Raw genomic sequence first — 25,890 nt, 5'->3', positions numbered from 1 at the left:
AAATAACCGACACCACGACCCCGTTCGCGGCGCTAACTTTGCGCCATGAACCAACGCATCTGGGATATCTCGCCACCGGTGCATGAAGGCGCGCCGGTGTTTCCCGGCGACACGCCTTACCGCCAGCGCTGGGCGGCCACCATCGGGCCGGGCTGTCCGGTCAACGTCAGCGAAATCACGCTCTCGCCGCATGTCGGCGCGCATGCCGATGCGCCGCTGCACTACGACCCGGCGGGCGCGACCATCGGCGACGTCGATCTCTCCCCTTACCTCGGCCCCTGCCGCGTGATCCATGCGATCGAGTGCGGGCCCCTGATCGAGTGGGAGCACCTCGCTCACGCCGCCGACAACCTGCCGCCGCGCGTGCTGGTGCGCACCTACCGGCACGCACCCATCGACCGCTGGGACGGCGCGCTCGCCGCCTACGCGCCCGCCACCATCGAGCGCCTGGCCGCGCTGGGCGTGAAGCTGATCGGCATCGACACCGCCAGCATCGATCCGGCCGAGAGCAAGACGCTAGCCAGCCACCAGGTCATCCGCCGCCTCGGCCTGCGCGTGCTCGAAAACCTCGTGCTCGACGCCGTGCCCGAAGGCGACTACGAACTCATCGCGCTGCCGCTCAAGCTTGTGACGGCCGATGCCTCCCCTGTCCGCGCCGTGCTGCGCGAACTCACACCTACCCAACCATGACCCTCGACGATTGCCAGCGCCTCGACGCGCAAGACCCCCTCGCCGCCCTGCGCGACCTGTTCATCCTGCCCGAGGACGTGATCTACCTCGACGGCAACTCACTGGGCGTGCTGCCCAAGGCCGCGCCGGCGCGCGTCGCCGAGGTCGTCGCCAAGGAATGGGGCGAAGGCCTGATCCGCTCCTGGAACAGCGCCAGCTGGATCGACCTGCCGCAGCGCCTCGGCGACAAGCTGGCGCGCCTGATCGGCGCGGCGCCCGGCGAGGTGGTGTGCACCGATGGCACCTCAGTCAATCTCTACAAGGTGCTGTTCGCGGCGCTGTCGCAGATGAAGGCGAGCGGCCGCCAGGTCGTGATCAGCGAACGCAGCAATTTCCCGACCGACCTCTACATCGCCGAGTCGCTGTGCCGCGAGCGCGGCTTCACCTTGAAGCTGATCGAGGCCGGCGAGCTGCCCGCGGCACTGACCGCCGAAGTGGCGGTGCTGATGCTCACGCACGTGAACTACCGAACCGGCGCGATGCACGACATGAAGGCGCTCACGGCCGCGGCCCACGCGGCCGGCGCGCTCACGGTGTGGGACCTCGCGCACAGCGCGGGCGCGGTGCCGGTGGCGCTCAACGACAGCGAGGCCGATTTCGCGATCGGCTGCGGCTACAAGTACTTGAACGGCGGCCCGGGCGCACCGGCCTTCGTCTGGGTGCATGCACGGCATGCGAGCCGCTTCGAGCAGCCTCTGTCGGGCTGGTTCGGCCATGCGGCGCCCTTCGAATTCACGCCGCACTACCGGCCGGCGCCAGGCGTGACGCGCTATCTGTGCGGTACCCAGCCCATCATCGCCCTGTCCGCACTCGAATGCGGGCTCGACACGGTACTGGCCGCCGAGCCTTTCGACGGCGATCAGGGCAGCATGGCGGCGCTGCGCACCAAGTCGCTGGCGTTGACCGACGCCTTCATCGCCCTGGTGGAAGAACGCTGCCCAGGCCGCTTCACGCTGGTCACGCCGCGCGCGCATGCGCAGCGCGGTTCGCAGGTGTGCCTCGCACTCAGCGACAACGAGCCCGGTGCCTACGCCATCGTGCAGGCGCTGATCGCGCGCGGCGTGATCGGCGACTTCCGCGCCGCCCATTCGACGAGCTCAGGGCAATCGGAGGACAGGGACATCCTGCGCTTTGGCTTCACGCCCCTGTACCTCGGCTTCGAAGACATGTGGAATGCCGTCGAGCACCTGGTGCAGGTCCTGGAGCGCGAGGAATGGAAGCGCCCTGAGTTCAACCAGAAACTCGCGGTGACCTAGAGAGGGACGCACATGAGCACCGAAAAGATCGTCCACGACGAAAAGGCGCAGCTGGACTTCAGCGCCTCGATGAGCTACAGCGACTACCTGAGCCTCGACAGCATCCTCAACGCCCAGCATCCGCGCTCGCCGGCGCACGACGAGCTGCTCTTCATCGTGCAGCACCAGACCAGCGAGCTGTGGATGAAGCTCATGCTGCACGAGCTGCGCGCCGCGATCCGCTGCGTCGCAGAGGACGACCTGTCCAGCGCCTTCAAGATGCTGGCGCGCGTCTCGCGCATCATGGAGCAGCTGGTGCACGCCTGGGACGTGCTGGCCACCATGACGCCGCCCGAGTACAGCGCGATGCGGCCCTACCTGGGCAGCTCCAGCGGCTTCCAGAGCTGGCAGTACCGCTGCATCGAGTTCGCGCTCGGTAACAAGAACGCCGCCATGCTCAAGCCCCATGCGCACCGCCCCGAGCTGCTGGCCGAGGTCGAGGCGGCGTGGCGCGCACCCTCGCTCTACGACGAGGCGCTGCGCTTGCTGGCACGCCGCGGGCTGGACATTCCGGCCGACCACCTCGAGCGCGACTGGACCAAGCCTTATGAACTCAGCGACGGCGTCGAGCAAGCCTGGCTCGTGGCCTACCGCAACCCGAAGGCTCACTGGGACATTTACCAGCTCGGTGAGGAACTGACCGACCTCGAAGACGCCTTCCGCCTCTGGCGCTTCCGCCACGTGACCACGGTCGAGCGCGTGATCGGCTTCAAACGTGGCACGGGCGGCACCGGCGGGGTAAGCTACCTGCGCAAGATGCTCGATGTGGTGCTGTTCCCGGAGATCTGGAAATTGCGTACCGACCTGTAGCGCCGCCGCCGAGCTCGACAACGATCAAGGAGACGACGATGAGCAGCGATTTCTTTGCCGACGACGAGTTGAGCCAGCTGCGCGAGCACGGCATCGTGCTCTTTGCCGAGCGCGTGATCTTCGATGCCCGGCCGCCGATTCCCTTCGAGCAGATCGCCACGGTACAGGCCCTGTGCGCCGGGCCGATCCCGCCCGAACTCGTCGCGCTCTGGCAGCAAACGGCGGGCGGGCGCATCGACTACGACCTCCACCTGCGCATGAACGGCAACGAAGAGGCCGTCAGCTGGAGCGAGCTGTTCTGGAACGGCAGCGACGGCTACCACGACCTGCAGGGCTGGATCGATCACGAACGGCAAGTGGCGGAGGAAGCCGCCAAGGCGGGCGACCAAGCCTGGGACGGCAAGCTCACCGCCCTGCCCTTCGGCGGCTTCGAATACAGCGACCGCATCTACGCCGTGGTCGAGCCCGGCGCGGACTACGGCCATATCTTGGCGTGGAAGCAGGGCCTCCCCGAGGCCTGGGCGCACGCGCTGCACGAGGATGGATTGACGACCGTCGGGCACGATCTGTACGCAGCCTTTGCCGTGCTGCACCTGGACGAAGACCCGCTCGAACCGGCCGGCGACTACTTCACCGGGCAAGCACTGCTCGAATACCTCGACGAGCGTCACGAAGCGCACGGCCTGTCCCTGGAGCTGATGGACAAGCTGGTCGCGTTCTACCGCCGCGCCACGGTCGACTGGAAGACACCGCTGGCCGATGGCACGCTGGGCCAGGACGGCCCGCTCTCGCGCATCGCATTGCGTCATGCGGTCGCCACCGACGATGCCGCGCTGGTCGAACGGCTGGCGGCGGCCGGCGTGGCGCTCGACGGCCCGCTGCAGGGCAGCGCGATCGCCACCGACCTGGCGCTGAGCCACGGTGCCCATGCTGCAGCGGCCGCGCTGGTGCGCGCCGGTGCGCCGGTGGCGCTGGACGCGCTCGACTACATCGACAGCGCGGTCTCGCCCGAACTCGTCACCCTGCTGCTCGATCACGGCGCCCAACCGAGCGCCACCGCGATCGCAGAGTGCGTGGCTTGCGGCGCGCCGGCCGCCGCACGACTCATCGCCGCTGCCTACGGCCAGGCCCACGATGACCTGCCCGCGGCTTTCGAATCGGTCAGGAACGGGATGCTCGCCGAGCTCGAGACCTCGCTGGCCGAGGTGCGCACCGGCAAGGTCAGCCACTATCTGGGCGCGCACGGTCTGGCCGAGCGTGTCGACCATTTACAAAGCTTCGCGCTCTGATTCAAGCCCGGTAGAGCCAGGGCACGTCGAGCAGCCGCGCGCCGAGCAGTCGCAGGGCCGCATCGCGCCCCACGCGCACCAGGCCGGTGGCATGAAAGATCTCGCCGTTGCGCCGCGCCCGCGCCTGAACCTGGGCGTTGCGCTCCCAGCGCGCGGCCGCGTAGCGCGCCAGCGCGGCCGGCACTGCCGCCGAATCGCCTCCATCGAGTGCACCAGCCAGCGCCACCGCGTCCTCGATCGCCATGCCGGCGCCCTGCGCCAGGTAGGGCAGCATCGGATGCGCCGCATCGCCGGCCAGGGCCACGCGTTCGCCGGCCATCTGCTCGGGCCCGGTGAGCGGCGGCCGGTCGCTGAGCGTCCATGCGCCCCATGAAGGCATCGCTTCCAGCAGCGCCTGGAGGCCGGCGCAGGTTCGGCCGGTCGCCGCCTGCAGCGCAGCCAGGCTGCTCGCCTGGTCCCAATCGCGCGCATCGCCGGCCGGCGCGGCCTCGGCCAGCACCACGACATTGAGCGCATCGCCGCGGCGCACCGGGTAAGCCACCGCATGCAGCCGCGGCCCGAGCCAGACGCCGATCTGCGTGCTGCGCAGCGCCGCAGGCAGCGCCGATTGCTCGATCAACGCACGCCAGGCCGTGTGGCCGGTCGCGCGCGGCGGCGGCGAATCCTCCACCACGCGCGAACGCACCGCGCTCCAGAGGCCGTCGGCGCCGATCAGCGCATCGCCCTCCCAGGCCCGCGCATCCGCACTCGACACGCAGACCGCACCGGCACGCGCCACCGCCTGGTCGACGCGCGTGCCGGTGTTGAGCGTGACGGCGCCGCTCCCGCGCACGGCAGCCAGCAGCAGCGCATGCAGGTCGGCGCGGTGCACGCAAAGATAAGGGGAGTCATAGCTTCGCAGCATCGCATTGCCGAGCGGCAGGCGGGCGATCTCCAGGCCGCTGGTCGCGCTGCGCACCACCAGCGCCTCGGGCCGCGCCGCGATGCGCACGAGCGGCTCCCACACGCCCAGCGACTGCAGCCGGCGCGTGACGTTGGGGCCGAGCTGGATGCCGGCACCGACCTCGCCGAAAGCCACGGCCTGTTCGAACAGGTCGATGCGGTGGCGGCGGCGAGCCAGCGCGAGCGCGCTCGCCAGACCCGCAATGCCCCCGCCTGCGATCAGGATGTGAGCGGCCGGCATGCCCCGCTCAATGCGCGCGCGTCGCTGGCTTTGCGCGATCCGGCGCTGCCGAAGGACTGCTCTTGGTGGTGCCGCAACTGCCGCAGCTGTCGCACGAGCCGCAGCCCGAGCTCTTGGCCAGCGACTCGGCCAACTGCCGTGCCTGCTCCCCATCGACCAGGCCCGCGCGCTGCGTGCCCGACGCGAGCCTCGCCGCCGCGGCGTGGCGCCAGCCGGCGGGCATCCAACGCCAGACCGCATAGATCGCGGCCAGCGCGACGATCAGCCCGACGATGATTTCTTGTGTCATCTCATCCTCCTAGAGCGAGGGCCACACGGTAGGTGATCCAGCACGCAATGTAGGCGAGCGCGAACAAATAGCCGGCCATGATCCACACGTAGCGCCACGAACCGGTCTCGCGCTTGACCGCGGCCAGCGTCGAGATGCACTGCGGCGCGAACACGTACCAGACCAGGAGCGACAGCGCCGTGGCGAGCGACCAGCTGCCGGCGATCAGCGGCTCCAGCTGGCCCGCGACGTCGTCGCCGGTGGCCGACAGCGCATACACCGTGCCGAGCGCACCCACCGCCACCTCGCGCGCCGCCATGCCCGGCACCAGCGCGATCGAGATCTGCCAGTTGAAGCCGATGGGCGCGAAGATGTGCTCCAGCCCGCGGCCGATCATGCCCGCGAGGCTGTACTGGATCGCCGGCCCGGTCGCGCCCTCGGTCGGCGACGGGAAGGTCGAGAGGAACCACAGCAGGATCGTGAGCGTGAGGATGATCGTGCCCACGCGCTGGATGAAGATCCACGCCCGTTCATAAAGGCCCAGCGCCAGGTTGCGCAGGTTGGGCCAGCGGTAGGCCGGCAGTTCCATCATCAGCGGCGAATGCTGCCGGCTGTCGCGGAAGCGTTTCATCACCCAGGCCACGGCCATCGCCGAGACGATGCCGAACACGTAAAGCGCGAACAGCACCACGCCTTGCAGGTTGAACACGCCGCCCACGGTGCGCGCCGGGATGAAGGCCGCGATCAGCAGCGCATAGACCGGCAGCCGCGCCGAGCAGGTCATCAGCGGCGCGATCATGATCGTGGTGAGCCGGTCGCGCCAGTTGCTGATGGTGCGCGTGGCCATCACCCCCGGAATGGCGCAGGCGAAGCTCGACAGCAGCGGAATGAAGGAGCGGCCCGACAGGCCCACAGTGCCCATCACGCGGTCGAGCAGGAAGGCCGCGCGCGGCAGGTAGCCGGAGTCTTCCAGGGCGAGGATGAACAGGAACAGGATCAGGATCTGCGGCAGGAATACGATCACGCCGCCCACGCCGGCGATGATGCCGTCGACCAGCAGGCTCTGCAGCATGCCCTCGGGCACGAAGCGCTTGATGAGCTCGCCGAAGGCGGCGGTTGCATCCTTGATCGCGTCCATCGGCACGTTGGCCCAGCTGAACACGGCCTGGAACATCAGGAACAGCGTGACGGCGAGCACCAGCATGCCCCACACCGGATGCATCACCACGCGGTCGATGCGGTCGCTGGCGGCCAGGCTGCCGACCGGCTCGCGCACCGCCACGCCGAGGATGCGGCGCACCTCGCGCTGCGTGGCGAGCACGTCGTCGAGCCCCGGCGCCTGCCAGGGCTGGGGCGCCGCGACCGCCACCGGCGCATCGAGCGCCTCGAGCAGGCCCTTGGCGCCGCCGGCATGCACGCCGACGGTCTCGATCACCGGCACGCCGAGCTCGCGCGAAAGCAGCGCGACATCGACCACGATGCCCTGCTTCTTCGCCATGTCGGTCATGTTCAGCGCCACCACCATCGGCAGGCCCAGGCGCTTGGCCTCGAGCACCAGCCGCAGGTTGAGCCGCAGGTTGGTGGCGTCGGTCACGCACACCAGCAGATCGGGCAGCGCCTCCTGGCTCCTGCCGGTGACCACGTCGCGCGTCACGGCCTCGTCGGCCGACAGCGCATTGAGGCTGTAGGCGCCCGGCAGGTCGAGCACGAACACGCGCCGGCCGGCGGCGGTGCGCAGCAGGCCTTCCTTGCGCTCGACCGTCACGCCGGCGTAATTGGCCACTTTCTGGCGGCTGCCCGTCAGCAGATTGAACAGCGCCGTCTTGCCGCAGTTGGGATTGCCCAGGAGCGCGATGCGGCCCGGCGGCGCCGACGAGACAGCGGCGCCGGGCTGGAAGTTCAGCGTCGCTTCAACCATGCTGCGCGGCTCCCGGCATCACGCGGATGAACGAGGCCTCGTGGCGGCGCAGCGCGAAGGTGGTGTGGCCCAGGCGCACGGCCAGCGGCTCGCGGCCCGGCACGCCATTGGCAACGATGCGCACCGCCTCGCCGGGCACGAAGCCGATCTCGGTCAGGCGCAGCACCAGCTCCCGGCCTTCCGCTTCATCGGGCCGAAGCACATCGAGCACGGTCGCCCACTGGTTGCTGGGAAGCTGATCGAGGCTGATGGCGGCCAAGGCCGCGCCGTTCGTGGTGGTCACCCGCGGAATCCAATTGTCAAAATGAGAATTATTCTCGAAAACGCCGGCGTTTGGCGAACCGGGGCCGAAGAATCCCTGCGTGCAAGGCATCATCCGGGCATGACAGACGAGCATCCCGACCTGCCCGCACACGACGTGCAACGCCGTCCCAGTTTCTGGCATTGGATCGTCGAAGGCCTGCGCGCCTCGGTGCTGCTGGCCCCTCGCATCGCGGCCTCGCCCAGCCCCTGGCAGTTGATGCTCATCGTGCTGATCCCGCTCCTGCTGGTGCTGGGCATCGAACGGCTCCAGATCGACGGCCCGGCCACCTTTCACCCGGCCGCGGAGCTCAATGCCTGGTGGGCCATCGCCCTCACGCTGTGGGTCGGCTGGGCGGCGCTGTCGCCCGCCGCGAGCGTGAGCCGCTGGTTCGCGCTCTTCACCTGGGCCGCCGTGCCCTGGAACCTGCTCATGGCGGGCTTCGCCCTCGCCTACTTCCGGGGCTGGTTGCCTCAACCGCTCACCACCACCTCGGGCTTCTGGGCGGTCTACGGCAGCCTGATCGCGTGCTGGCTGCTGAGCTCGATATGCCTCATGGCACGCTGCACGCCTTCGCGCATGCGCCTTGCCTTCTTCGTCCCCGGCATGCTGGCCATCACTGCCATAGGCATCTGGCAGAGCACGCAGGACCGCGAGCAGGTCTGGCAGCCGGCCTACAGCGCCTCGGCGGCGCCGGAGCGGCCCCGGCTGCAGCTGACGCAGGAGACCTTCGAGGAACAGCAGGCCGTGTGGCAGCGCGCCGTCGCCGGACTGGCGCCGCGGCCGGACGGCGAATCCCATGTCTACGGCCTGGTGTTCGCGCCCAATGCCTCCGAAGACGTCTTCCTGCGCGAAAGCGCCATGGTGGCCACCCTGCTCGAAGAGCGATTCGATGCCAAGGGGCGCGTGCTGCGCCTGGTCAACCACGCGACCACCACGCAGGAGCTCCCCTGGGCGACGCCGCTGAACCTGCGGCGTGCCGTGGAGGCGCTGGCCGCGCGCATGGACCGCGAGCGCGACGTGCTGGTGCTCTACATGACCTCGCACGGCGCGCGGGATTTCAAGCTCGCCGCCACGCACTGGCCGCTGACCGTGCCGTGGCTGACGCCGCAGGAAGTGCGCGAAGCGCTCGACGCGGCCGGCATCCGGCACCGCGTGATCGCAATCTCGGCCTGCTATTCGGGCGGCTGGATCGAACCCCTCGCCACCGAGGACAGCCTCATCATGACCGCCGCCGATGCCGAGCACACCTCTTACGGCTGCGGCAGGCTGTCCGAACTCACCTTCTTCGGCCGCGCGGTATTCAACGAGGAACTGCGCAAGAGCCACTCCTTCGAAGCAGCCTTCGCGGCGGCCGTGCCGGTGATTCGCCAGCGCGAAATCGACGCCGGCAAGGACGACGGCTTCTCGAACCCGCAGATCCAGGTGGGCGAAGGTATCCGCCCGGTGCTCGAGCGCCTGGCGAAGCGGCTCGACAGCAACTGAGCTCAGGCAGCGAGCAGCTGCCTGAGCACAAAAGGCAGGATCCCGCCGTGTTTGTAGTAGTCGACCTCGATCGGCGTGTCGATGCGCAGGCGCACCGTCACTTCCTGGTGGCTACCGTCGGGGCGGTGCACCACGATCTTGACGTCCATCTGCGGCTTGAGTTCGCCGCCGATCACGACATCGATCTTCTCGCCGCCGGTGAGCTCCAGGCTTTCCCACGAATCGGCACCGCGGAACTGCAGCGGCAGCACGCCCATGCCGACCAGGTTGGCGCGGTGGATGCGCTCGAAACTGCGCGCCACCACCGCCTTGATGCCCAAGAGCTGCGTGCCCTTGGCCGCCCAGTCGCGCGACGACCCGGTGCCGTACTCCTCGCCGCCGAAGATGACGGTGGGCACGCCCTGCTCGATGTACTTCATCGCCGCGTCGTAGATGAACATCTTCTCGTTGCCCGGCTGGAACAGCGTGACCCCGCCTTCCTCGCGCGAACCATCCGGGCCCGGCGGGATCATGAGGTTCTTGATGCGCACGTTGGCGAAGGTGCCGCGCATCATCACGTCATGGTTGCCGCGGCGCGAGCCGTAGCTGTTGAAGTCGGCCTTCTGCACGCCATGCGCCTTGAGCCAGATGCCCGCAGGCGAGCTTTCCTTGATCGAGCCGGCCGGCGAGATGTGGTCGGTGGTGATCGAGTCGCCGAACAGCGCCATGATGCGCGCCCCGGTGAAGCCGGCGTCCGATGCGTGCGGCTCCATCTTGAAGCCCTCGAAGAAGGGCGGCTCGGCGATGTAGGTGGACTTGGGCCAGTCGTAGACCTGCCCGGTCGTGCCCTTGATGCTGCTCCACAGCTTGCCGGGGTTGTCCTTGATCTGCTCGTAGTTCTTGCGGAAGGCCTTCGCATTCATCGCATAGTGCAGGTTCTCGTCGATCTCCTTCATGCTGGGCCAGATGTCGCCGAGGTAGACGTCCTTGCCCTTCTTGCCCTTGCCCACCGGCTGGGTCATGAGATCGACCATCACGTTGCCCGCGATGGCATAGGCCACCACCAGCGGCGGCGAGGCCAGGAAGTTGGCCTTGATGTTCGGATGGATGCGCGCTTCGAAGTTGCGGTTGCCCGAAAGCACGGCCGCGCCCACGAGGTTGTTCTTGGTGATCGCCTCGTTGATCTCGGGCGCCAGGTCGCCGGCATTGCCGATGCAGGTGGTGCAGCCGTAGCCCGCGAGATAGAAGCCGAGCTTTTCGAGGTACTGCAGGAGGCCCGCCTTCTCGAGGTACTCGGTCACGATGCGCGAGCCCGGCGCCAGCGAGGTCTTGATGTGCGGCTTGACCGTGAGCCCCGCCTCCACCGCCTTCTTGGCCAGCAGGCCGGCAGCCAGCAGCACGCTGGGATTCGAGGTGTTGGTGCAGGAGGTGATGGCGGCGATCAGCACGTCGCCGTTGCCGATGGTCACGCCGCTGGCTTTCACATGGGCTGCCGTGTCGCCGACGTGCGCTGATTCCGACGTCGGCTTGTTATCGGCCATTTCGACCACCGGGCGCGGCGCGCCCGGCTTCGGGTCGTCCGGCTCCTGCTCCGCCGACTCGCCGTTGTGCGGCAGCGGATAGCGCAGCTTGAGCTTGTCGGCCGGCTGGTTGAAGCCGTTGGCCTCGTTGGGCTTGCTGTAGAGCTCGGAGAATTTGGTCGCGAGATGGCCGAGATCGATGCGGTCCTGCGGGCGCTTGGGGCCCGCGAGGCTCGGCGTCACGGTGCCGAGGTCGAGCTTGACGACCTTGGTGTAGTTCAGCTCGCCGGGCGCCGGCATGCCGAACAGCCCCTGCGCCTTGTAATAGGCCTCGAAGCGCTCAATTTCCTTGTCGGTGCGGCCGGTGCCCTTGAAGTAGGCCACCGTCATCTCGTCGACCGGGAAGAAGCCCATGGTCGCGCCGTACTCGGGCGCCATGTTGCCGATGGTCGCGCGGTCGGGCACCGCGATCGAGGCCGCGCCGGGGCCGAAGAACTCGACGAACTTGCCCACCACCTTCTCGCCGCGCAGGATGGCCGTGACATAGAGCACCAGGTCGGTGGCCGTGACGCCTTCGCGCAGCTTGCCGCTGAGCTCGAAGCCCACCACGTCGGGCGTGAGCATGTAGACCGGCTGGCCCAGCATCGCGGCCTCGGCCTCGATGCCGCCCACGCCCCAGCCCACCACGCCGATGCCGTTGATCATGGTGGTGTGGCTGTCGGTGCCGACCAGCGAGTCGGGGTAGTAGACCGGCGGGTCGCCGTCGTCGTTCGGGCTCTTGTAGACGCCGCGCGCGAAGTATTCGAGGTTGACCTGGTGCACGATGCCGAAGCCGGGCGGCACCACGCCGAAGGTGTCAAAGGCCTGCATGCCCCACTTCATGAACTGGTAGCGCTCGTTGTTGCGCTGGAACTCGAGCTTCATGTTGAGGTCGAGTGCCTTGGGCGTGCCGTAGTGGTCCACCATCACCGAGTGGTCGACCACCAGGTCCACCGGCACCAGCGGCTCGATGGTCTTGGGCGACTTGCCCAGCGACTTCGCGACACTGCGCATGGCGGCAAGGTCTGCGAGCAGCGGCACGCCGGTGAAGTCCTGCAGCACCACGCGGGTCACGACGAAGGGGATCTCGTCGGTGCGCTCCGCATTGGGCGCCCAGTTGGCGAGCTGCTCGACATGCTCGGCCGTGACCTTCTGGCCGTCGCAGTTGCGCAGCACCGATTCGAGCACGATGCGGATCGACACCGGCAGCTTGTCGACGTTGGGGTATTGCTTCGCGAGTTCCTTGAGTGACCAGTATTTGCCGGCTTTGCCCGATGCGGTCTTGAAGGTCTTGAGCATGGGGGCAAAAGCGTGTGCCGGTTCTTTGGCCATGAGGAACTCCTGTGATTCGTGGAAGCTCCTTAAAGATAGCAGGGATCGATGACAACGGCTGTAGTCGGGGAGCGCACCCCAGCGCTCCGTAGGCTCATGCCGCGATCGCGCCGCGGGCCGCCGGCCGGCTGTGGCGCAGGCCCATCCATTGCAGTTCGGCCAGCACGACCACGGTCAGGGCTTGCGCAATCACCCAGGCCCACCCAAGCGGCGCGATCGCGGCCCCGCCGATGGCCAGCAGGGCAACGCAGGCCGCGGCCCAGCCGAAGTTGCCGACGACCACCAGCCCGATCAGCCGGCGCGGCGGGACGCCGCGGCTGGCCATCCATGCCGCGGCGGCGGCATAGGCCAGCAGGAAGACGCCGGTGCCCAGGAGCAGGGGCGCGGGCAGACCGGTCAGGCGGGCCAGCACGCCGGTGAAGGCCACCTGCAGCAGGCCGGTCGCGGCGCACGAAGCGGCATCGGTCCACATCACGCGGGGCAGAAAGCGGGAAGAAGCGAAGACGGACATGACGGACTCCTTGTGTGGCACGCCGCAGGCCCTTCCCGCCGCGTTGGGGTCCATCATTCCGGCGACACGGCGGACGGTCGATGACCTGGGAGGTCATGGCCGCGGCGCGCCGCTTCACTAGGATGGCGGCCATGAGCTCCCACAGCACACCTCCTACCGCGGCCGACCCCTTCGGCATCCACTTGCGCCACTGGCGCCAGCACCGCCGCCTGAGCCAGCTCGACCTGGCGCACGAGGCCCAGGTCTCGACGCGCCACCTGAGCTACGTCGAAACCGGCCGCGCCGAGCCCAGCCGCGAGATGGTGCTGCGCCTTGCCGAGCGGCTCGAAGTGCCGCTGCGCGAACGCAACACGCTGCTGGTGGCGGCCGGCTACGCGCCGATGTACCGGCAGCGCTCGCTGGACGATCCCGCCCTCGCCTCGGCGCGCCGGGCGGTCGACCTGGTGCTCAAGGGGCACGAGCCCTTTCCGGCGCTGGCGGTCGATCGCCACTGGAACCTGGTCGCGTACAACGCGCTCGTGCCGCTGCTGATGGCGGGCGCGGCGCCAGAGCTGCTGAAGCCGCCGGTCAACGTGCTGCGGCTCAGCCTGCACCCTGATGGCCTGGCCTCGCGCATCGCGAACCTGGCCCAGTGGCGCGCGCATCTGCTCGAACGGCTGCAGCAACAGATCGCGGCCACGGGCGACGCGGCGCTCTCTGCACTGCACGACGAACTGGCGGCCTATCCGGCGCCGAACGTCAGCCACGACACGCCCGCCGCGGGCGGCGAGCTCAACGGCGTGGTGGTGCCCTTCCAGTTCGTGACGCCGCAGGGCGTGCTGAGCTTCATCAGCACCACCACCATCTTCGGCACGCCGGTGGATGTGACGCTGCAGGAACTGGCGGTGGAGTCCTTCTTTCCGGCGGATGCGCAGACGGCCGCAGCACTGGCAGCGCTCCACGAAGGAGAAAAAAAGCCCGCCTAGAGGCGGGCTTTTTACTGAGGCGCCTGGCGGCGAGCAACGGTCAGGCCGCGACCGAATCCGCCACGCCCTTGTAATCCTCGATCTTGTCGAAGTTCAGGTACTGGTAGATCTGCGCGCTCGACGCATCGAGCACGCCGACGCTGGCCATGTACTCTTCCTTGGTCGGAATGCGGCCCAGGCGCGAGCAGATCGCGGCCAGCTCGGCGCTGCCCAGGTACACGTTGGTGTTCTTGCCCAGGCGGTTGGGGAAGTTGCGCGTGCTGGTCGACATCACGGTCGCGCCTTCGCGCACCTGCGCCTGGTTGCCCATGCACAGCGAGCAGCCCGGCATCTCGGTGCGCGCACCCGCGTTGCCGAACACGCCGTAGTGGCCTTCTTCGGTGAGCTGCTGCGCATCCATCTTGGTCGGCGGCGCGATCCACAGCTTGACCGGGATGTCGCGCTTGCCTTCGAGCAGCTTGGACGCCGCGCGGAAGTGGCCGATGTTGGTCATGCACGAACCGATGAACACTTCGTCGATCTTGGCGCCGGCCACGTCCGACAGCGTCTTCACGTCGTCGGGGTCGTTCGGGCAGGCCACGATGGGCTCGTGGATGTCGGCCAGGTCGATCTCGATCACGGCGGCGTATTCGGCATCGGCGTCGCCCTTGAGCAGCTGCGGATCCTTGAGCCAGGCTTCCTGCGCGGCGATACGGCGCTGCAGGGTGCGCGCATCGGCATAGCCTTCGGCGATCATCCACTTCATCAGCGTGATGTTGCTGTTGATGTACTCGATGATCGGTTCCTTGTTCAGGTGCACCGTGCAGCCCGCGGCCGAACGCTCGGCCGAGGCGTCGCTCAGTTCGAAGGCCTGTTCGACCTTGAGCTCCGGCAGGCCTTCGATCTCGAGGATGCGGCCCGAGAAGATGTTCTTCTTGCCCTTCTTCTCGACCGTGAGCAGGCCCGACTTGATCGCATAGAGCGGAATCGCATTGACCAGGTCGCGCAGCGTGACGCCTGGCTGCATCGTGCCCTTGAAGCGCACCAGCACCGACTCGGGCATGTCCAGCGGCATCACGCCGGTCGCAGCCGCGAAGGCCACCAGGCCCGAACCGGCCGGGAAGCTGATGCCGATCGGGAAGCGCGTGTGGCTGTCGCCGCCGGTGCCGACGGTGTCGGGCGTCAAGAGGCGGTTCAGCCACGAGTGGATCACGCCGTCGCCCGGGCGCAGCGAGACGCCGCCGCGGTTGCTCATGAAGTCGGGCAACTCGTGGTGCATCTTGACGTCGACCTTCTTCGGGTAGGCCGCCGTGTGGCAGAAGGACTGCATCACCAGGTCGGCGCTGAAGCCCAGGCAGGCCAGGTCCTTCAGCTCGTCGCGCGTCATCGGGCCGGTGGTGTCCTGCGAACCGACGCTGGTCATCTTCGGCTCGCAGTAGGTGCCCGGGCGCACGCCCATGCCTTCCGGCAGGCCACAGGCGCGGCCGACCATCTTCTGGGCCAGCGAATAGCCCTTCTTCGAATCGGCCGGGCTGACCGGCAGGCGAAACAGCGTCGAAGCCGGCAGGCCCAGCGCCTCGCGTGCCTTGGCCGTGAGGCCGCGGCCGATGATCAGCGGGATGCGGCCGCCGGCACGCACTTCGTCGAACAGCACATCGCTCTTGAGCTTGAACTCGGCGATGAGCTTGCCGTCCTTCAGCGCCTTGCCTTCATAGGGGCGCAGCTCGACCACGTCGCCCATCTCCATCTGGCTCACGTCGAGCTCGATCGGCAACGCGCCCGCGTCTTCCATCGTGTTGTAGAAGATCGGCGCGATTTTGTTGCCCAGGCACACGCCGCCGAAGCGCTTGTTGGGGATGAAGGGAATGTCCTGGCCGGTGAACCAGAGCACCGAATTGGTGGCGCTCTTGCGCGACGAACCGGTGCCGACCACATCGCCCACGTAGGCGACCAGGTGGCCCTTGTCCTTCAGCGACTCGATGAACTTGACCGGGCCGCGCTTGCCGTCTTCTTCCGGCGTGATGCCGGGGCGCGCGTTCTTCAGCATGGCCAGCGCATGCATCGGGATGTCGGGGCGCGTGGTGGCGTCGGGCGCGGGCGACAGGTCGTCGGTGTTGGTCTCGCCGCTCACCTTGAGCACGGTGATCGTGAGGCTTTGCGGCACTTCGGGCCGGCTGGTGAACCACTCGGCATCGGCCCAGCTCTGCAGCACCGCCTTGGCATTGGCGTTGCCCTTGTCGGCCTTTTCCTTGACGTCGTGGAACTGGTCGAACATCAGCAGGGTCTTCTTCAGACCCTCGGCTGCGACGGCGCCCACTTCGGCGTCGTCGAGCAGGTCGATCAGCGGGCTGATGTTGTAGCCGCCGAGCATGGTGCCCAGCAGTTCCGTGGCATGGGCGCGCGAGATGAGCGTGCTCTTCTCGCTGCCGTGGGCCACGGCCGCCAGGTAGCTCGCCTTGACCTTGGCCGCGTCGTCCACGCCGGCAGGCACACGGTGCGTGAGCAGGTTCAGCAGGAATTCGCCGTCCTTGGCGGTGGCGTTCTTCAGCAGCTCGATGAGCTCGCTGGTCTGCTGGGCCGACAGCGGCAGCGGCGGGATGCCGAGCGCGGCGCGCTCGGCGACATGGTCAACGTAGGCTTGCAACATCTTTTTCTCCGGGATCTGAAACCAGTGGCGGCCTAGCAAAAGGCGGGCCGCCGGCGCCTTGATTTACCTCTTGGGTGCGTCCGCGCCCTCGAACAGGCTCTTGGGCGGGTTCTTCTTCATGTCTTCGGCCATCAGCGCCTGCTCGGTCGCCTGGCATTCGTCGGCCAGGCGCAGGCCCTGCTTCTGGCTCATCAGCATCGACTTGTTGCCCAGCTGAAGCCACATGGCTTCGGCACGCGGGTCTTCGAGGCGGATCGCGCCGGTGCGGCTGTTGACCGGGTGCATGAAATAGCGCGTGGTGCCGTGCGTGACGATGAAGAAGCCTTGCTTCTTCTCGCTGGCATCGATCTTCACGCTGGCGCCCAGTTCGCACTTGATGGTGCCGGTGAGCACGCGCTGCGCGACGGCCAGGTCTTCGGGCGTGAGCACGACGTCAGTCTCTTCGCTGATGGGCTTGGTTTCCTCGACCTTCTTGATGACGCGCTTGGGCACGACCTTCTGCGTCACGCTCTTGGCCGTACTCTTGGCCCGTTCCTTGAGGGGCGGCTTGGCGGCGGAATCCGCTGCGTTCTGGGCAAGGGCCGGCAGCGCGAGGGCGACGGCGGCGATCAGTGCGATCTTCTTCATGGGTGTCTTTCCTTTGGAGGAGGTTCGGTTTTCAGGAGGACGCCGGTGCAGCAAACCAAGCTTGCGCCTCGGACGGCAGCGCACGGCCGGTGGCGTGCGCACGCGAAAGTACCTGCCAGAAATGACGGTAGCTTGCGCGGTCGTGCAATGTGCCATCAAAACTGACCGGCGCCCAATCGGCGGCAGTGGCAGCCGCTATGATTTTTGTAGCCATTTGAATCTGCCGCTCATCGGGCGCGAAGGCCTCGAGGATGGGGCGGATCTGGTTCGGGTGGATGCTCCACATGCGCGTGTAGCCGAACTCACCCGCTGCTTTTTTCGCCGCGGCGCGCATCGCATCGATGTCGTTGAATTCTGTAACCACGCAATGCGACGGCACCTTGCCATGCGCGTGCGCGGCCGAAGCGATTTCGAGCTTGGCGCGCACCACCAGCGGATGCGTGAACTGCCCGGCCGCGCCCATGCCCTCGGCCGGGATCGCGCCGCCGTGCGCCGAGACGAAATCCATCAGGCCGAAGCTCAGCGACTGGACGCGCGGATGGGCGGCGATGTCGAAGGCATGGTGCACGGCCAACGGCGATTCAATCAGCACGTGCAACGGCACCGCTTCGGCGCCGGCCGCGTTGAGGGCCTCGACGGCCTCGCGCACGTCCTCGGCCGATTCGACCTTGGGCACCATCAGGTGGCTCAGGCGATGGCCGGCACGCCCCGCGATGGTGATCACGTCGCCGGCAAAGGCCGGGTGGTCGACCGGATGCACCCGTGCGCCCACGCGCATGCCGGGTGCGGCAGCCAGCGCCAACTCGGTGACCAGCGCGGCATGCTCGGCTTCGCCGCCCACGGGGGCGCCGTCTTCGCAGTCGAGCGTGACGTCGAACACGCAGGCGCCGAACTCCTGGGCCATCTCGGCCTGCAGCGCCAGGCTCTTGCGCATGCGCGATTCGACGCCGCTGTAGTGGTCGCACACGGGCAACACGACGGCACCGGCTTGCGCGCCGAGCAGCACGTCCCGTGGATGCGCGGGAGTGCTCATTGCGTAACCTCCGCGCTGCGCGCTGCGGTATCCGCCTTGGGAACGGCCGGGCGGCTCATGCCTTGCGCTGCGCCACGATGAACATGCGCGGGAAGGCCAGCAGGCGCTTGCCGTCGGTGCGCACGCGATAAGCGCCGTCGACACGGCGCTGGTACTCGGCCAGGTAGCTGGCCTGCAGATCGGCCGGCAGCCGGTCGACGAAGGGCTTGAGCCCGGTGCCGCGCACCCACTCGACGATCGCGGCGGCAGAAACCATCGGATGCTGGTAGGCGGTGCGCCAGACGTCGACCTGTGCCGCATCGGCCGCCAGCAGGTCGTAGTAGCCGTCGATCGGCAGCAGTTGCGTGCGCAGCTTGTCCGCATCGCCGATCGCTTGAGTCCACGGCGCCTCGGCCGCGACTTCACGCATCAGCCGGTGCGTGGGCTCCTCGCGGTTGTCCGGCATCTGGATGGCGCGCACGCCGCCGGGCGCCAATGCAGCGAACAGGCGCGGGATCAGCGTCTCGTGATCGGGCACCCACTGCAAGGAGGCGTTGGCGTAGATCAGATCGGGCGGCAGCTCGGGCTGCCAGCGCGCGATGTCGCTGAGTTCGAAGCGGGCCTGGGGCAGGCGCTCGCGCGCGCTGACCAGCATGGCTTCGGAGTTGTCGGTGCCGAGCACCTCGGCAGCGGGAAATCGCTGCACCAGCAGCTCGGTGGAATTGCCCGGCCCGCAGCCGAGGTCGACCACGCGGGCCGCCCCGGTCAAGGGCACGCGCGCCAGCAGCTCCTGTGCCGGGCGCGTGCGCTCGTCCTCGTAGCGACGGTAGAGCGCGGGATTCCAGTCGAGCATGCCGGTGACTGACTGCGCTTAGAGCAGGTGAGCCACGCCGGCCTGTTCGTCCAGCAGTTCCTTCAGCGTCTTGTCGATGCGCTCCTGGCTGAAGGCGTCGATCTCGAGGCCTTCGACCAGCTTGTACTCGCCGTTCTCGGTGGTGACCGGGAAGCCGAAGATCACATCCTTCGGAATGCCGTACTGGCCGTCCGACGGGATGCCCATGGTGACCCACTTGCCCTTGGAGCCCAGGGCCCAGTCGCGCATGTGGTCGATGGCGGCGTTGGCGGCCGAAGCGGCCGAGGACAGGCCGCGCGCTTCGATGATCGCGGCGCCGCGCTTGCCCACGGTGGGCAGGAAGACGTCGGCATTCCAGACCTGGTCGTTGATCAGGTCCTTGACGCTCTTGCCGCCGACCGTGGCGAAGCGGTAGTCGGCGTACATCGTGGGCGAGTGGTTGCCCCAGACGGTGAGCTTTTCGATGTCGCCGACGGCGGTGCCGGTCTTGGCGGCGATCTGGCTGGCGGCACGGTTGTGGTCCAGGCGCAGCATGGCGGTGAAGTTCTTGCGCGGCAGGCTGGGCGCGCTCTTCATCGCGATGTAGGCATTGGTGTTGGCGGGGTTGCCGACCACCAGCACCTTGACGTTGCGGCTCGCGACCTGGTCGAGGGCCTTGCCCTGAGCCGTGAAGATCTGAGCGTTAGCGGCCAGCAGGTCGGCGCGCTCCATGCCGGGGCCGCGCGGGCGCGCGCCGACCAGCAGCGCGTAGTCGGCATCCTTGAAAGCGACCAGCGGATCGCCGGTGGGGATCACGCCGGCGAGCAGCGGGAAGGCGCAGTCTTCGAGCTCCATGATCACGCCCTTGAGCGCCTTCTGGGCTTTCTCGTCCGGGATCTCGAGCAGTTGCAGGATGACCGGCTGGTCCTTGCCGAGCATTTCGCCGGAGGCGATGCGGAACAACAGGGCATAACCGATCTGACCGGCGGCACCAGTGACGGCAACGCGAACAGGCTTTTTGCTCATGGGAAAACTCCAGGATGTGATGAAACGGTGCGCGGTCGCGGGTGCGGCCGCGGAGGTCGGGCCGGGCGATCCGCCCGGGCGCAAAGGCCGTCGAAGATTTTATGCCGATTTGCGCTTTCGATGGCGCCAGTCTTGTGTCTTATATAAGATGTCGGCCGACATGAGCACCTCCCCCACCGCGCTTGCCGAGCTGACGCCCTCGTTCAGCCCGCTCTACCAGCAGATCAAGTCCTTGATCCTGCAGAGCCTGCATGCCGGCGAATGGAAGCCGGGCGAGCCGATCCCGAGCGAGATCGAACTCGCGGCGCGCTTTCGCGTGAGCCAGGGCACGGTGCGCAAGGCCATCGACGAGCTTGCGGCCGAGAACCTGGTCGTGCGCCGCCAGGGCAAGGGCACCTTCGTCGCCACGCACGCCGAGCAGCACGTCCAGTACCGCTTCCTGAAGCTGGTGCCGGACAGCGGCGACGTCGACAGCGAGGGCCCCGCCGAGCGCGAGATCGTCGACTGCAAACGGCTGCGCGCGAGCGCCGACATCGCGCGCCTGCTGGCGCTTCGCACCGGCGATGCCGTCTTGCAGGTCCGGCGCGTGCTGGCGTACCGCGGAACGCCGACCATCCTCGAAGACCTCTGGCTGCCGGGCGCGCCCTTCAAGGGTTTGACGGCGGAGCGGCTGAACGCCTGGCACGGCCCGATGTACGCGATGTTCGAAACCGAGTTCGGCGTGCGCATGGTGCGCGCCGAAGAAAAGATTCGCGCCGTGCTGCCGGACGCAGCGCAGGCCGCGCTGCTTGCCGTTTCCACCGCCACGCCGCTTCTGAGCGTCGAGCGCGTGGCCCACACCTATCACGACACGCCGATGGAACTGCGCCGCGGCCTCTATCGCACCGACACGCACCACTATCGCAATGAACTTGGCTGAGCCTTCCGCACCACCGCTATCGAATCAATAGCAACCGAGCGAAGCAATGCGATGACTTCGCAACGCAGGCAGCGCGATGGTGCGTTGCAATAGAATTTTGCGTTGTTTGCATTTCCGCCAAAGACCAAGCCGCCCCTCGAAAAATATACCGAAAGCCCCCATGACAGAGCTGGCCACACCACCCCGCCCCCCGCGACGCGAGTTCCGCAACATCAATGTCTTCACCGATGTGACCACCTACCGGCTTCCGCCGGCCGCCGTCGTGTCGATTCTTCACCGCGTGAGCGGTGCGCTGCTATTCCTGCTGCTTCCCTTCATCCTCTGGATGTTCGACACCTCCGTGTCTTCCGAGTACTCCTACGCCCGCTTCAAGGCCGCCTTCAACAGCGGCCTTGGTTTCGTTCCGGGATGGTTTCTGAAGCTGGTGGTGCTGGCGCTGATCTGGGCCTACCTGCACCACTTCGTCGCCGGCCTGCGCCATCTGTGGATGGACGTGAGCCATGCCGCGGCGAGCAAGGAATTCGGCCACAGCTCGGCCATCGCCACGCTGGCGATCAGCATCCTCTTGACCCTGGTCCTCGGCGCCAAGCTGTTCGGCCTCTACTAAGAAGGAGCACGAGATGTCTGTGAACTACGGCTCCAAGCGCATCGTCGTCGGCGCGCATTACGGTCTGCGCGACTGGCTCAGCCAACGCATCACGGGTGCCCTGATGGCACTCTTCACCATCATCCTGCTCGTGCAGGTGATCTTCACGCGCGGGCCGATCGGCTACGACGCGTGGGCCGGCATCTTCGCTTCGCAGTGGATGAAGGTTCTGACCTTCGTCGTGATCGCTTCGTTGCTCTATCACGTCTGGGTCGGCATGCGCGACATCTGGATGGACTACGTCCAGCCGGTCGGCATCCGTCTCGTTTTGCAGGTTTTCACGATCGTCTGGCTTGTAGCGTGCGCGGGTTGGGCCATTCAAGTGCTCTGGAGAGTCTGACCCCATGTCCTATACCAAAGAACAAATCACCAAGCGCAAGTTCGACGTCGTCATCGTCGGCGCCGGCGGCTCCGGCATGCGCGCCTCGCTGCAACTGGCGCGCGCCGGCCTCAACGTGGCCGTGCTGTCCAAGGTGTTCCCGACCCGTTCGCACACCGTCGCGGCGCAAGGCGGCGTCGGTGCCTCGCTCGGCAACATGAGCGAGGACAACTGGCATTACCACTTCTACGACACGATCAAGGGCTCGGACTGGCTCGGCGACCAGGACGCGATCGAGTTCATGTGCCGCGAAGCGCCGAAGGTGGTGTACGAGCTCGAGCATTTCGGCATGCCCTTCGACCGCAATCCGGACGGCACCATCTACCAGCGCCCCTTCGGCGGCCACACCGCCAACTACGGCGAGAAGCCCGTGCAGCGCGCCTGCGCGGCGGCCGACCGCACCGGCCACGCGATGCTGCACACGCTCTATCAGAAGAACGTCGAGGCACGCACGCAATTCTTCGTCGAGTGGATGGCGCTCGACCTGATCCGCGACGCCGAGGGCGATGTGGTCGGCGTGACCGCGCTCGAGATGGAAACCGGAGATCTGCACATCCTGCAGGCCAAGACCGTGCTGCTGGCCACCGGCGGCGCGGGCCGCATCTTCGCGGCCTCGACCAACGCCTTCATCAACACCGGCGACGGCCTCGGCATGGCGGCGCGCTCGGGCATTCCGCTGCAGGACATGGAGTTCTGGCAGTTCCACCCGACCGGCGTGGCCGGCGCCGGCGTCTTGCTGACCGAAGGCTGCCGCGGCGAAGGCGCGATCCTGCTCAACAGCAACGGCGAACGATTCATGGAGCGCTACGCGCCCACGCTCAAGGACCTGGCGCCGCGCGATTTCGTCTCGCGCTCGATGGACCAGGAAATCAAAGAAGGCCGCGGCTGCGGCCCGAACAAGGACTACGTGCTGCTGAAGCTCGACCACCTCGGTGCCGAGACCATCCACAAGCGCCTGCCTTCGGTGTACGAGATCGGCGTCAACTTCGCCAACGTCGATATCACGAAGGAGCCGATCCCGGTGGTGCCGACCATCCACTACCAGATGGGCGGCATTCCGACCAATATCAACGGCCAGGTCGTGATCCAGAAGGGCGAGGAAAACAGCGCCGTGGTCAACGGCCTGTACGCGGTGGGCGAATGCTCCTGCGTGAGCGTGCACGGCGCCAACCGCCTGGGCACCAATTCGCTGCTCGACCTGCTGGTGTTCGGCCGCGCGGCCGGAAACCACATCGTCGAATTCAACGACAAGCTGAAGGAACACAAGCCGCTGCCCGCCGATGCCGCCGATCGCACGCTGGAACGCCTGAATCAGCTCGAGTCGTCGACTTCGGGCGAGTATGCGCAAGACGTGGCCGGCGAGATCCGCTCCGTGATGCAGCAGCACGCCGCCGTGTTCCGCAAGCAGGCTTCCATGGACGAGGGCGTCAAGAAGATCGCCGCCGTGCGCGAGCGCGTGGCCAAGGTCACGCTGAAAGACAAGTCGCGCGTCTTCAACACCGCGCGCATCGAGGCGCTGGAAGTCGACAACCTGATCGAGGTGGCGCAGGCCACCATGGTCTCGGCCGCCGCGCGCAAGGAGTGCCGCGGCGCCCACACGGTCGAAGACTACGAGCGCCCGTCCGACGATCCCGTTGCGCCGCTGGGCCGCGACGACGCCAACTGGATGAAGCACACGCTCTGGTACAGCCAGGACAACCGCCTGTCCTACAAGCCCGTCAAGCTGAAACCGCTGACGGTCGAGTCCGTGCCTCCCAAGGTCCGTACCTTCTAAGAACATATCTCAAGGTTTTCACGATGAAGCGCACATTCCAGATCTACCGCTACGACCCGGACAAGGACGCCAAGCCCTACATGCAGACCGTCGAGATCGAGCTCGACGGCCACGAACGCATGCTGCTCGACGCCCTGATGAAGCTGAAGGCGCAGGATCCGACGCTGTCGTTCCGCCGCTCCTGCCGCGAAGGCGTCTGCGGCTCGGACGCGATGAACATCAACGGCAAGAACGGCCTCGCCTGCCTGACCAACATGCTCACGCTCAAGGGCACGATCGTGCTGAAGCCGCTGCCCGGGCTGCCGGTGATCCGCGACCTGATCGTGGACATGACGCAGTTCTTCAAACAGTACAACTCGATCAAGCCCTACCTGCAGAACGACAGCGTGCCGCCCGAAAAGGAGCGCCTGCAGTCGCCCGAAGAGCGCGATGAGCTGAACGGCCTGTACGAATGCATCCTGTGCGCGAGCTGTTCGACCAGCTGCCCGAGCTTCTGGTGGAACCCCGACAAGTTCGTCGGCCCGGCCGGCCTGCTGCAGGCCTACCGCTTCATCGCCGACAGCCGCGACGAGGCCACCGCCGAACGCCTGGACAACCTCGAAGACCCGTACCGCCTGTTCCGCTGCCACACGATCATGAACTGCGTCGACGTGTGCCCGAAGAACCTGAACCCGACCAAGGCGATCGGCAAGATCAAGGAACTGATGGTGCGCCGCGCCATCTGAACTTTTCAAGACCATGCAATCCGCCACCGACCTCCGGCAGCCGATCAGCGAACGTGCGCTGAGCAAGCTGCGATGGCGCTGCCGGCGCGGCTTGCTCGAAAACGACCTCTTCATCGCGCGCTTCTTCGAGCGGCATGAAGAAGGTCTGACCTGCGGGCAGGCGCAGGCATTGGAGACATTGATGGACCTGTCGGACAACGATCTGCTCGACCTGCTGCTTCGAAGAAAGGAACCCGAGCCCGAATGGGCCGGGGCCGACGTGATCGAACTCCTGCAGTTGATGCGCACCGACGGCGCGCAATCCCAACCCTCCTGAACATTCTTTGAAAGACACTCGCAATGAAAGCATCCGAGACCAAGGCCACCCTGTCGTTCAGCAACGGCGGACAGAACGTCGAGCTGCCGATCTACAAGGGCACCATGGGCCCTGACGTGATCGACATCCGCAAGCTCTATGCCCAGACAGGGATGTTCACCTACGACCCGGGCTTCATGTCGACGGCCTCGTGCGAGTCGGCCATCACCTACATCGACGGCGACAAGGGCGAGCTGCTGTACCGCGGCTACCCGATCGAGCAGCTCGCCACCAACTGCGACTTCCTTGAGACTTGTCATCTGCTGCTGTACGGCGAGCTGCCGAACGCGACGCAGAAGGCCGGCTTCACCAAGCTCGTGACCAACCACACGATGGTCAACGAGCAGATGCAGTTCTTCCTGCGCGGTTTCCGCCGCGATGCGCACCCGATGGCCATCATGACCGGCCTGGTCGGCGCGCTGTCGGCCTTCTATCACGACAGCACCGACATCACCAATCCGAAGCACCGCGAGATCGCCGCGATCCGCCTGATCGCGAAGATGCCGACGCTCGTGGCCATGGCCTACAAGTACACGATCGGCCAGCCCTACATGTACCCGAAGAACGACCTCAGCTATGCGGGCAACTTCCTGCACATGATGTTCGCGACGCCCTGCGAGGAATACAAGGTGAGCCCGGTGCTCGAGCGCGCGCTCGACCGGATCTTCATCCTGCATGCCGACCACGAGCAGAACGCCTCGACCTCGACCGTGCGCCTGTGCGGCTCTTCGGGCACCAACCCCTTCGCGGCGATCGCGGCGGGCGTGGCCTGCCTCTGGGGCCCGGCCCACGGCGGCGCCAACGAGGCGGCGCTCAACATGCTCCACGACATCCAGAAGGCCGGCGGCGTCGACAAGATCGGCGAGTTCATCAAGCAGGTCAAGGACAAGAACTCGAACGTCAAGCTGATGGGCTTCGGGCACCGCGTCTACAAGAACTACGATCCGCGCGCCAAGCTGATGCAGGAAACCTGCAGGGAAGTGCTGAGCGAATTGGGCCTCGAGAGCGACCCGCTGTTCAAGCTCGCGATGGCGCTCGAGAAGATCGCGCTCGAAGACGAATACTTCGTCTCGCGCAAGCTCTACCCGAACGTCGACTTCTACTCGGGCATCGTGCAGCGCGCGATCGGCATTCCGGTGCCGCTCTTCACCGCCATCTTCGCGCTCGCGCGCACCGTCGGCTGGATCGCCCAGCTCAACGAGATGATCGGCGACCCGGAGTACAAGATCGGCCGTCCGCGCCAGCTCTTCGAAGGCTCGCCCAAGCGCGACGTGCAACCCATCGCCCAGCGCTGAGCCTCGCGTTCGCGCTCACCTCGGAAAGCTGCCCTCGGGCAGCTTTTTTG

General features: G+C 67.0%; 24 protein-coding genes. 13 read left to right on the top strand and 11 right to left on the bottom strand.

Going from position 1 to position 25,890, the window contains the following annotated elements:
* Window positions 1–45: 45 nt before the first annotated feature.
* Genes kynB through ACSQ86_RS07590 form a run of 4 tightly spaced genes read left to right on the top strand, consistent with a single transcriptional unit; the run spans window position 46 to window position 4,123 of the window.
* A complete protein-coding gene (gene kynB / locus ACSQ86_RS07605) occupies window positions 46–690 on the top strand; it encodes an arylformamidase (RefSeq protein WP_093106463.1) in 645 nt (214 codons plus the stop codon).
* A complete protein-coding gene (gene kynU, locus ACSQ86_RS07600) occupies window positions 687–1,985 on the top strand; it encodes a kynureninase (RefSeq protein WP_436308682.1) in 1,299 nt (432 codons plus the stop codon). The genes kynB and kynU overlap by 4 nt, the downstream gene beginning before the upstream one ends.
* A gap of 12 nt (window positions 1,986–1,997) precedes the next feature.
* Entirely contained in the window at window positions 1,998–2,834 is an 837-nt protein-coding gene (gene kynA, locus ACSQ86_RS07595; RefSeq protein ID WP_093106468.1) for a tryptophan 2,3-dioxygenase, read from the top strand.
* A 38-nt stretch (window positions 2,835–2,872) separates the two neighbouring features.
* Complete coding sequence (locus tag ACSQ86_RS07590; RefSeq protein WP_436303185.1) at window positions 2,873–4,123, top strand: SMI1/KNR4 family protein; 1,251 nt, start codon at window positions 2,873–2,875, stop codon at window positions 4,121–4,123.
* A 1-nt stretch (window position 4,124) separates the two neighbouring features.
* On the opposite strand, the gene ACSQ86_RS07585 is transcribed toward ACSQ86_RS07590, so the two are convergent.
* The 4 genes from ACSQ86_RS07585 to ACSQ86_RS07570 are packed head-to-tail and all read right to left on the bottom strand — an operon-like array spanning window position 4,125 to window position 7,775.
* Window positions 4,125–5,306: an FAD-dependent monooxygenase gene (locus ACSQ86_RS07585; protein ID WP_093106473.1), complete on the bottom strand. Its 1,182-nt coding sequence runs from the start codon at window positions 5,304–5,306 to the stop codon at window positions 4,125–4,127.
* Window positions 5,307–5,313: 7 nt separating this feature from the next.
* Window positions 5,314–5,595: a DUF6587 family protein gene (locus ACSQ86_RS07580; RefSeq protein WP_436303183.1), complete on the bottom strand. Its 282-nt coding sequence runs from the start codon at window positions 5,593–5,595 to the stop codon at window positions 5,314–5,316.
* A 1-nt stretch (window position 5,596) separates the two neighbouring features.
* On the bottom strand, window positions 5,597–7,492 hold the full coding sequence (gene feoB / locus ACSQ86_RS07575; protein ID WP_436308681.1) for a ferrous iron transporter B: 1,896 nt from the start codon (window positions 7,490–7,492) through the stop codon (window positions 5,597–5,599).
* Entirely contained in the window at window positions 7,485–7,775 is a 291-nt protein-coding gene (locus ACSQ86_RS07570; protein ID WP_436292622.1) for a FeoA family protein, read from the bottom strand. The genes feoB and ACSQ86_RS07570 overlap by 8 nt, the downstream gene beginning before the upstream one ends.
* Window positions 7,776–7,874: 99 nt before the next feature.
* On the opposite strand from ACSQ86_RS07570, the gene ACSQ86_RS07565 reads away from it, so the two are divergent.
* Window positions 7,875–9,278 carry a C13 family peptidase gene (locus ACSQ86_RS07565; RefSeq protein ID WP_436303181.1) on the top strand — a complete coding sequence of 468 codons (1,404 nt, stop codon included), beginning with the start codon at window positions 7,875–7,877 and terminating at the stop codon, window positions 9,276–9,278.
* A 2-nt stretch (window positions 9,279–9,280) separates the two neighbouring features.
* Here ACSQ86_RS07565 and ACSQ86_RS07560 read toward each other — a convergent pair whose 3' ends face one another.
* Window positions 9,281–12,148, bottom strand: coding sequence for an aconitate hydratase (locus ACSQ86_RS07560; RefSeq protein WP_436303180.1), 2,868 nt, complete (start codon window positions 12,146–12,148; stop codon window positions 9,281–9,283).
* 94 nt (window positions 12,149–12,242) lie between these two features.
* Window positions 12,243–12,659: a hypothetical protein gene (locus ACSQ86_RS07555; protein ID WP_436308680.1), complete on the bottom strand. Its 417-nt coding sequence runs from the start codon at window positions 12,657–12,659 to the stop codon at window positions 12,243–12,245.
* Between the two features lie 131 nt (window positions 12,660–12,790).
* Here ACSQ86_RS07555 and ACSQ86_RS07550 point away from each other — a divergent pair, with 131 nt between their 5' ends.
* The gene (locus ACSQ86_RS07550) at window positions 12,791–13,624 is read left to right on the top strand and encodes a helix-turn-helix domain-containing protein (RefSeq protein WP_436292619.1); all 834 of its coding nucleotides are present in this window, start codon (window positions 12,791–12,793) and stop codon (window positions 13,622–13,624) included.
* Window positions 13,625–13,664: 40 nt separating this feature from the next.
* Here the strand turns inward: ACSQ86_RS07550 and ACSQ86_RS07545 are convergent, their stop codons facing one another.
* From ACSQ86_RS07545 to ACSQ86_RS07525, 5 genes are all read right to left on the bottom strand, one after another.
* Window positions 13,665–16,250 carry a bifunctional aconitate hydratase 2/2-methylisocitrate dehydratase gene (locus ACSQ86_RS07545; protein ID WP_436292618.1) on the bottom strand — a complete coding sequence of 862 codons (2,586 nt, stop codon included), beginning with the start codon at window positions 16,248–16,250 and terminating at the stop codon, window positions 13,665–13,667.
* Window positions 16,251–16,313: 63 nt separating this feature from the next.
* Window positions 16,314–16,877 carry a hypothetical protein gene (locus tag ACSQ86_RS07540; RefSeq protein ID WP_436303177.1) on the bottom strand — a complete coding sequence of 188 codons (564 nt, stop codon included), beginning with the start codon at window positions 16,875–16,877 and terminating at the stop codon, window positions 16,314–16,316.
* Window positions 16,878–16,908: 31 nt separating this feature from the next.
* Window positions 16,909–17,910, bottom strand: coding sequence for an HpcH/HpaI aldolase/citrate lyase family protein (locus ACSQ86_RS07535; protein ID WP_436303176.1), 1,002 nt, complete (start codon window positions 17,908–17,910; stop codon window positions 16,909–16,911).
* A gap of 55 nt (window positions 17,911–17,965) precedes the next feature.
* On the bottom strand, window positions 17,966–18,742 hold the full coding sequence (tam, locus tag ACSQ86_RS07530) for a trans-aconitate 2-methyltransferase (protein ID WP_436308679.1): 777 nt from the start codon (window positions 18,740–18,742) through the stop codon (window positions 17,966–17,968).
* A gap of 18 nt (window positions 18,743–18,760) precedes the next feature.
* On the bottom strand, window positions 18,761–19,747 hold the full coding sequence (locus tag ACSQ86_RS07525; RefSeq protein ID WP_436292615.1) for a malate dehydrogenase: 987 nt from the start codon (window positions 19,745–19,747) through the stop codon (window positions 18,761–18,763).
* A 160-nt stretch (window positions 19,748–19,907) separates the two neighbouring features.
* Between ACSQ86_RS07525 and ACSQ86_RS07520 the strand changes: the two genes are divergently transcribed.
* From ACSQ86_RS07520 to gltA, 7 genes are all read left to right on the top strand, one after another.
* The gene (locus ACSQ86_RS07520; protein WP_436292614.1) at window positions 19,908–20,666 is read left to right on the top strand and encodes a GntR family transcriptional regulator; all 759 of its coding nucleotides are present in this window, start codon (window positions 19,908–19,910) and stop codon (window positions 20,664–20,666) included.
* 160 nt (window positions 20,667–20,826) lie between these two features.
* Window positions 20,827–21,273, top strand: a complete 447-nt coding sequence (gene sdhC / locus ACSQ86_RS07515; protein ID WP_436303173.1) for a succinate dehydrogenase, cytochrome b556 subunit — start codon at window positions 20,827–20,829, stop codon at window positions 21,271–21,273.
* A gap of 13 nt (window positions 21,274–21,286) precedes the next feature.
* A complete protein-coding gene (gene sdhD / locus ACSQ86_RS07510; RefSeq protein ID WP_436292613.1) occupies window positions 21,287–21,652 on the top strand; it encodes a succinate dehydrogenase, hydrophobic membrane anchor protein in 366 nt (121 codons plus the stop codon).
* A 4-nt stretch (window positions 21,653–21,656) separates the two neighbouring features.
* Complete coding sequence (gene sdhA, locus ACSQ86_RS07505; RefSeq protein WP_093106506.1) at window positions 21,657–23,465, top strand: succinate dehydrogenase flavoprotein subunit; 1,809 nt, start codon at window positions 21,657–21,659, stop codon at window positions 23,463–23,465.
* Window positions 23,466–23,488: 23 nt separating this feature from the next.
* Entirely contained in the window at window positions 23,489–24,190 is a 702-nt protein-coding gene (locus ACSQ86_RS07500; protein ID WP_093106509.1) for a succinate dehydrogenase iron-sulfur subunit, read from the top strand.
* Between the two features lie 13 nt (window positions 24,191–24,203).
* Entirely contained in the window at window positions 24,204–24,506 is a 303-nt protein-coding gene (locus ACSQ86_RS07495) for a succinate dehydrogenase assembly factor 2 (protein ID WP_093106511.1), read from the top strand.
* 23 nt (window positions 24,507–24,529) lie between these two features.
* Complete coding sequence (gltA, locus tag ACSQ86_RS07490) at window positions 24,530–25,840, top strand: citrate synthase (RefSeq protein ID WP_436303172.1); 1,311 nt, start codon at window positions 24,530–24,532, stop codon at window positions 25,838–25,840.
* Window positions 25,841–25,890 lie beyond the last annotated feature (50 nt).

This window comes from Variovorax sp. LjRoot130 (assembly GCF_964253755.1).
In the GTDB taxonomy this organism is placed as follows: Bacteria; Pseudomonadota; Gammaproteobacteria; order Burkholderiales; family Burkholderiaceae_C; genus Variovorax.
This window is presented reverse-complemented; position numbering and strand designations above follow the sequence as displayed.

Bases quoted from the DNA above. Each gene is read 5' to 3' on its own strand.
- kynB (WP_093106463.1), top strand. From the start codon at position 46: ATGAACCAACGCATCTGGGATATCTCGCCACCGGTGCATGAAGGCGCG.
- kynU (WP_436308682.1), top strand. From the start codon at position 687: ATGACCCTCGACGATTGCCAGCGCCTCGACGCGCAAGACCCCCTCGCC.
- kynA (WP_093106468.1), top strand. From the start codon at position 1,998: ATGAGCACCGAAAAGATCGTCCACGACGAAAAGGCGCAGCTGGACTTC.
- ACSQ86_RS07590 (WP_436303185.1), top strand. From the start codon at position 2,873: ATGAGCAGCGATTTCTTTGCCGACGACGAGTTGAGCCAGCTGCGCGAG.
- ACSQ86_RS07585 (WP_093106473.1), bottom strand. From the start codon at position 5,306: ATGCCGGCCGCTCACATCCTGATCGCAGGCGGGGGCATTGCGGGTCTG.
- ACSQ86_RS07580 (WP_436303183.1), bottom strand. From the start codon at position 5,595: ATGACACAAGAAATCATCGTCGGGCTGATCGTCGCGCTGGCCGCGATC.
- feoB (WP_436308681.1), bottom strand. From the start codon at position 7,492: ATGGTTGAAGCGACGCTGAACTTCCAGCCCGGCGCCGCTGTCTCGTCG.
- ACSQ86_RS07565 (WP_436303181.1), top strand. From the start codon at position 7,875: ATGACAGACGAGCATCCCGACCTGCCCGCACACGACGTGCAACGCCGT.
- ACSQ86_RS07560 (WP_436303180.1), bottom strand. From the start codon at position 12,148: ATGGCCAAAGAACCGGCACACGCTTTTGCCCCCATGCTCAAGACCTTC.
- ACSQ86_RS07555 (WP_436308680.1), bottom strand. From the start codon at position 12,659: ATGTCCGTCTTCGCTTCTTCCCGCTTTCTGCCCCGCGTGATGTGGACC.
- ACSQ86_RS07550 (WP_436292619.1), top strand. From the start codon at position 12,791: ATGAGCTCCCACAGCACACCTCCTACCGCGGCCGACCCCTTCGGCATC.
- ACSQ86_RS07545 (WP_436292618.1), bottom strand. From the start codon at position 16,250: ATGTTGCAAGCCTACGTTGACCATGTCGCCGAGCGCGCCGCGCTCGGC.
- ACSQ86_RS07540 (WP_436303177.1), bottom strand. From the start codon at position 16,877: ATGAAGAAGATCGCACTGATCGCCGCCGTCGCCCTCGCGCTGCCGGCC.
- ACSQ86_RS07535 (WP_436303176.1), bottom strand. From the start codon at position 17,910: ATGAGCACTCCCGCGCATCCACGGGACGTGCTGCTCGGCGCGCAAGCC.
- tam (WP_436308679.1), bottom strand. From the start codon at position 18,742: ATGCTCGACTGGAATCCCGCGCTCTACCGTCGCTACGAGGACGAGCGC.
- ACSQ86_RS07525 (WP_436292615.1), bottom strand. From the start codon at position 19,747: ATGAGCAAAAAGCCTGTTCGCGTTGCCGTCACTGGTGCCGCCGGTCAG.
- ACSQ86_RS07520 (WP_436292614.1), top strand. From the start codon at position 19,908: ATGAGCACCTCCCCCACCGCGCTTGCCGAGCTGACGCCCTCGTTCAGC.
- sdhC (WP_436303173.1), top strand. From the start codon at position 20,827: ATGACAGAGCTGGCCACACCACCCCGCCCCCCGCGACGCGAGTTCCGC.
- sdhD (WP_436292613.1), top strand. From the start codon at position 21,287: ATGTCTGTGAACTACGGCTCCAAGCGCATCGTCGTCGGCGCGCATTAC.
- sdhA (WP_093106506.1), top strand. From the start codon at position 21,657: ATGTCCTATACCAAAGAACAAATCACCAAGCGCAAGTTCGACGTCGTC.
- ACSQ86_RS07500 (WP_093106509.1), top strand. From the start codon at position 23,489: ATGAAGCGCACATTCCAGATCTACCGCTACGACCCGGACAAGGACGCC.
- ACSQ86_RS07495 (WP_093106511.1), top strand. From the start codon at position 24,204: ATGCAATCCGCCACCGACCTCCGGCAGCCGATCAGCGAACGTGCGCTG.
- gltA (WP_436303172.1), top strand. From the start codon at position 24,530: ATGAAAGCATCCGAGACCAAGGCCACCCTGTCGTTCAGCAACGGCGGA.